Source organism: Chitinivorax sp. B, from assembly GCF_005503445.1.
In the GTDB taxonomy this organism is placed as follows: Bacteria; Pseudomonadota; Gammaproteobacteria; order Burkholderiales; family SCOH01; genus Chitinivorax.
In genome coordinates this window covers 1-5,494 of the sequence record NZ_SCOH01000094.1, presented here as the reverse complement: position 1 = coordinate 5,494, position 5,494 = coordinate 1, and the positions used below count along the sequence as shown (strand labels likewise).

Annotated in this window: 3 protein-coding genes; all 3 read left to right on the top strand. The window is 54.2% G+C overall.

Going from position 1 to position 5,494, the window contains the following annotated elements:
• Nucleotides 1-322: 322 nt before the first annotated feature.
• Nucleotides 323-1,708 carry a peptidoglycan DD-metalloendopeptidase family protein gene (locus FFS57_RS24210; protein ID WP_137940399.1) on the top strand — a complete coding sequence of 462 codons (1,386 nt, stop codon included), beginning with the start codon at nucleotides 323-325 and terminating at the stop codon, nucleotides 1,706-1,708.
• Between the two features lie 43 nt (nucleotides 1,709-1,751).
• Nucleotides 1,752-3,638: an RICIN domain-containing protein gene (locus FFS57_RS24205; RefSeq protein ID WP_137940398.1), complete on the top strand. Its 1,887-nt coding sequence runs from the start codon at nucleotides 1,752-1,754 to the stop codon at nucleotides 3,636-3,638.
• A 580-nt stretch (nucleotides 3,639-4,218) separates the two neighbouring features.
• Nucleotides 4,219-5,494: trypsin-like serine peptidase (locus FFS57_RS26150; RefSeq protein ID WP_171014194.1), on the top strand; the 1,276-nt coding region annotated here is incomplete at its 3' end.

Genomic DNA, 5,494 nt, shown 5'->3' with positions numbered 1-5,494 from the left:
GGTAGCGGTGGGTGATGGCTCGTACCAGCTGGTGTCGCGCTACAGCGGTTTCCCGCTAGGGATCACCGCAGGTCAGGATGGCACCCCGGCCATTCAGCAAGCCAAGGGTAGCAGTGGCAATGGCGTGAAGTGGGTGTTCACCACCCGCGCTGTTCGCTGATTCAACTCGCAGTTTGTCACACGCCTTCATGGTGGTTGGCTGCCAACGTGGCAGACAACCGCCTGGCGTGGGCGAATCGCATCTTTGCTCATCGATTATCCCGTTTTCATCTCGGCATGTTGTCTGGCCTTGCTGTGATGCCATTGTTTTGAAGGAGATGTCATGTTGAACCGAACCCCGAGACTGTCGGCCATTGCATTGTTGCTCGGTAGTACCTTGCTCCCATTGTCTGGCGCAGCCCACGCCCGGCTGGTGACTGACCCAGCCCTGGTGCAATCTGCCAACCAGGCCTTCAGTGGCGTAACACAAGGTTGGGCCAAACGTGGTCTGGCAACCGGCGAAACCTTGGTGGAAATCAACAAGCAGGATGCCAGTGGCGGCTGGATCATGGGGTCGGTTACTGCGGTAATCGGCAATCGCGTGCATGAGTCACCAAAGTCGCTGTTCTTTGTTGCCCGCAAGGAAGGTGATGCTTGGAGGCTGGCAATGGAAGGTACCTCCGACTTTGCAGGCCTGGTTGCACTGGCGCCGACAGATCTGCTGGCGGTTGATGAAAAGCGTAGCCTAGGCAGCCAGAAATCGCATGCCAGTTTTGCCGAGACCGGTTTGGCATTGCCCTGGAAAGAAGGCGAAGCTTGGTACATGGGGGGAGGGCCACATGGCAATTCTGGTAGTAGTAGGCCGTTCAACTCCATTGACTTCAATGGCCGAGATGGACGGGTATTGGCACCGGCATCTGGTCGCTTTTACAAGAGTTGTGTACGTAACGGCAGCGCGCTGGTGAAGCTGGTGCATGACAATGGCTACACCACAACCTACTACCACATGACCAGTCTGGCCAATATTGCCGATGGGACATCGATCTCCAAAGGGGCCTATCTTGGTCAGATCGATGTACAGTTGCCTTGCGGTGGCTCGGCCAGTGGCCCACACGTACATTTCTCGTTGCTCAAAGATGGCCAGGATTTGTCGGTCAATGGCATGACTATAGGTGGTTGGACTTTCACTGAAGGAAGCCAGGCCTATGGCGGGTATGCTACACATGGCGGTGATCGCGTTAGTGCGGGGCGTGGTGCACTGATGAATTACGGTGGTGGCACTACTCCAACTCCAACTCCAACGCCTACTCCAACGCCTACTCCAACACCTACTCCAACACCTACTCCAACACCTACTCCAACACCTACTCCAACACCTACTCCAACACCTACTCCAACACCTACTCCTGGCGATATGTTGGTCAATGGCAAAGCGGTGATCGGAATTCGGCACAGTGCAGATACAGAACAGATCTACACCATCGACGTGCCTGTCGGGGCTCGTTTCCTGGCTGTGCGCACTGGTAATGGAACAGGTGACACCGATGTATATGTGAAGCTGGGGGGTGTCCCGACCAAGGGCCGCAACAGCAATGCGGATGCCAAATCCACTGGTGAAACCAATGCCGAGTATGTGCTGATCAACAATCCTAGGGCTGGCAAATATTACGTCCTGATGCATGCCTATTCGGCCATCAATGGCGTATCGCTGATCGGCGTGACGCGCTGAGCAACGGGCAAATGAACATTCTATTTGAAGAAAGAATTATTCCATGAAACAAGCCATTATTTATTCAATGCTGGCTGCGGCATTTGCGACTGCACCTTATACCGCGCTTGCAGTGGATTCCATGCCGCCAGCCGTTGAAACGGGTGTTGCCGAGTTGCTTACCCTGCCGGCACCTAAGCTGTCACTCAGTTTTGGCGACGCCAGTCAGACTATTCGTCTGCCTGCCCTGAACACCCGCCAACTGCGTGAAGCAGCTATTGTCAGTGAGGGGGCCAAAGGTAAGGGCCAACCGCTGCAAATTGGCTTTCCTCAGTCATTGAACGGGACACAACGTAGCTTGGCTGGCAACGCATTGCGCTGGACACCGGTAGACGGTGGTCGGGCAGCGCAGGTGCAGCTGAGTGCGGTTGATGCGGCTGGTCTACGCGCCCGCTTGACGATCAAAGCGCCTGCTGGTGCGACGGTACGCTTTGCCGGTAGTGGCCGTCAGGAATGGGTCGTGGAGGAGGTAGCGGCCGCCTACGGCAGCAAACCAAAATGGTCGCCCATTCTGCCGGGTGATCGCATGGTGATTGAATTGTTTGTGCCGGCCCATGCCAATCCGACTGAAGTAGCCGTCAACGTGACCAGCCTGTCGCACTTTGACGTATTGCCCGAAGAAGTCAAATCTGAACAGGGCCGGAAGCTGATGCGACTGGGCGGCTCTGACTCATGTGAAGTCGATGTGGCTTGCCGAGCCAACCCTCCCCGCGGGTGGACTGAAGCCAAAGATGCTGTCGCTCACATGGCCTATACCGCCGATGATGGTGGCAGCTATGTATGTACGGGCACGTTGCTGAACAGTGCAACGTCGCCCCGCAAGCCATTCTTTTACACCGCCCACCATTGTATTGGCTCACAAAGTGCTGCTGAGTCACTACAGACCTATTGGTTTTACGAAGCCGCCAGTTGCGGTGGTAGCAGTCAGCGTCAACGTAAGGTGCTGACAGGTGGTGCCGATTATCTGTATTCCGAGCGCAATGGTGATGGTGCGCTGCTGGTACTGCGCGACCGCCCACCAGCCGGGGTGACCTACTCTGGCTGGAATGCCGGTAGCCTGACCGATGGCACCAGCATCCTTGGTATTCACCATCCCAAAGGTGATGTGAAGAAGGTGAGCGATGGCCGCAAGACACGCTCAGACACCCTGCACGAAGTGGTTTGGAGCAAAGGGGTGACCGAGCCGGGTTCATCCGGTTCCGGCCTGTTCACTTACAACAGCAGCAAAGGTTTTTACGAGCTGCGCGGCGGTCTGTTGGGTGGTAATTCATATTGCACCGACCAGAATGCGCCGGACGTTTATTCACGCCTGGACGCGATCTATCCAAAGTTGAAGCAGTGGTTGGACCCGAATGGTGATGGCGGCAGCAAGCCGAACCCTGATCCGAATCCAACGCCGACCCCGACCCCTACTCCGACGCCGACGCCGACGCCCACCCCAGTCGGCAAGTGCGACAGCCAGTTGAGTGTCAATGGTGAAGTGACGATCAGCAACAAACTGAGCGGTACCAATCTGGTACCGGCTGGTGATGCAGCACTGTCGCCATTGCTGGTGTGGAACGACGGCAATGCAGCCCGCTGGAAGCTGCAACGCAATGCGGAGGGCTTCTACCTGATCACCTCCAAGGCGACAGGATTGGCACTGGATCTGCATGGCAGCACCAAGGGCAAGGTGGGTGGTGAATCGATCCTGTTCACGCTGCACAAAGGAGTAAACCAGCAATGGTGCCCGGTAGCGGTGGGTGATGGCTCGTACCAGCTGGTGTCGCGCTACAGCGGTTTCCCGCTAGGGATCACCGCAGGTCAGGATGGCACCCCGGCCATTCAGCAAGCCAAGGGTAGCAATGGCAATGGCGTGAAGTGGGTGTTCACCACGCGCGCTGTTCGCTGATTAAATAGGAAATGCCACCAATGGCTGTTCTGACGGGCAGCCATTGGTAGGTTTCGGGTGTGTCCATATTGTGCATGTCAGTTCATGTCATCTGCGTAGAAAAACCATCTGTTACACAAATATTACCGTTATGAGATGCCATGGGTGCGTATGCTTGGCTGCTAAGGTCTCATCGCTAAATGCAAATCGATCAATATTTCATAAATTTGTATTTCATGAACTGAAATAATATTCCGTTCAGTGCATTTGCTGCCCTGCGTTATTAAACATTTGCTAGCCATGATATTTTTTGTAACTGTTGTACTTACCTAAATAAAAAGCAATTTTTTATCGTTTAAATGACGATGTTATGTTGACATACGTCAATTTTGCATGATGAAATCCGCATCGTGCAGTGTGATGACATATGCAACAAAAAAATAAAAAGTATCTTTATGTATCTGTTTTTGTATATTTATTTTGATGTGAATGCGTTTGATTTATGTTGAGGATTTGTTTGTGTTAATCGCTGTCTGATGCTGTTTTAAGCTCGGCGGCATTTCCCATGACACGTTTCTCTATCGGAGAGGGAGAAAAAACGATGTTTCAAATGAATAGCCGTCCGATTCGCTTGGCGGTATTGGCCTTGTTGGCTGGGGCAGCCCATGGTATGGCCACTGCAGCCAGCACTGGCATGATCAAGGTAGCGGACGAAAAACCACTCAATCTGACTCTTACTGCACCGGCCCGCAGCCTGGGTACGCAGGAGGATGCGCCACAGCCTACTGTGATTCGCCGTGAAGGTGCATCCTTCATCAAGCTGCATTTTTCTCGTTTCGATCTACCGGCCGATGCATCGGTTGAAATATCCAATCCCCGTGGCACCGAACGATATGTATTAGCGCCAGGCAAGCTCACAGCAATTACGATTGATCGCCAACGTCGTGATGACGGTGTGAAGCGTTTCTCGGCCATGTCAATCGACGGCGATACCGTTTTGGTCAAGTTGAACCCTGGTCGTGGCTGGGACAGTAGTAAACATGGCATCCAGATTGACGGTATGTTGGAAGGCTATAGTCAGGATCGTCTTCAGGAATCAATGGCGACCATGAACGACGCAGGCGGTCCGATTCAGGAAAGTGTTTGCGGTAATGATGAGCGTCGCGATGCCGTCTGCTATCGCAGCAGCAATCCGGTGGAATTCGAGCGTACCCGTCCGACTGCTCGTTTGCTGATGGGTGGCTCGGCGTGTACCGGTTGGCGGGTTGGGGCTGGGGGCTACATCCTGACCAACAACCATTGCGTCAGTTCGCAAAACGGGGCTGAATCGATGGAGGTTCAGTTCAATTACCAGCGTCCCGATTGTGAAAGTGGGGATGCCAATGGCGGAGTGGTCAAGGTTGCAGGCGACAAATTGCTGACGACAGGCAGCGACTATGACTACTCGCTCGTTAGTGTCAAGAATCCGGATACCATCCGCAATTTTGGCTACTACGGCCTGGAAGTACGCGAGCCACAGATCGGCGAACGTATTTTCATCTCTCAACATGGCGGTGCCCGCCCCAAGCAACTGGCGATCAGAAGTGATTCAACTGCTGGTGGTTTTTGCACGGTGGAATCAGTCAGTGGGTCACGCGTTGAATACAAGTGTGATACCGAAGGGGGCAGTTCAGGTTCACCCGTGATTGCGGCACGCAGCAATCGCGTGGTGGCGTTGCATAATACGGGTGGCTGCTATAACGGCGGTAACAAGATTTCCCTGATCTGGCCACGTATTGCCAGCCATTTCAACAATCAGGTGCCAGTTGGGGATAATGAAACCCCGACGCCGACGCCGACGCCGACGCCGACGCCGACCCCAACCCCAACCCCAACAC

Excerpts from the sequence above, each read along its gene's own strand:
- FFS57_RS24210 (WP_137940399.1), top strand. The coding sequence starts at position 323 with ATGTTGAACCGAACCCCGAGACTGTCGGCCATTGCATTGTTGCTCGGT.
- FFS57_RS24205 (WP_137940398.1), top strand. The coding sequence starts at position 1,752 with ATGAAACAAGCCATTATTTATTCAATGCTGGCTGCGGCATTTGCGACT.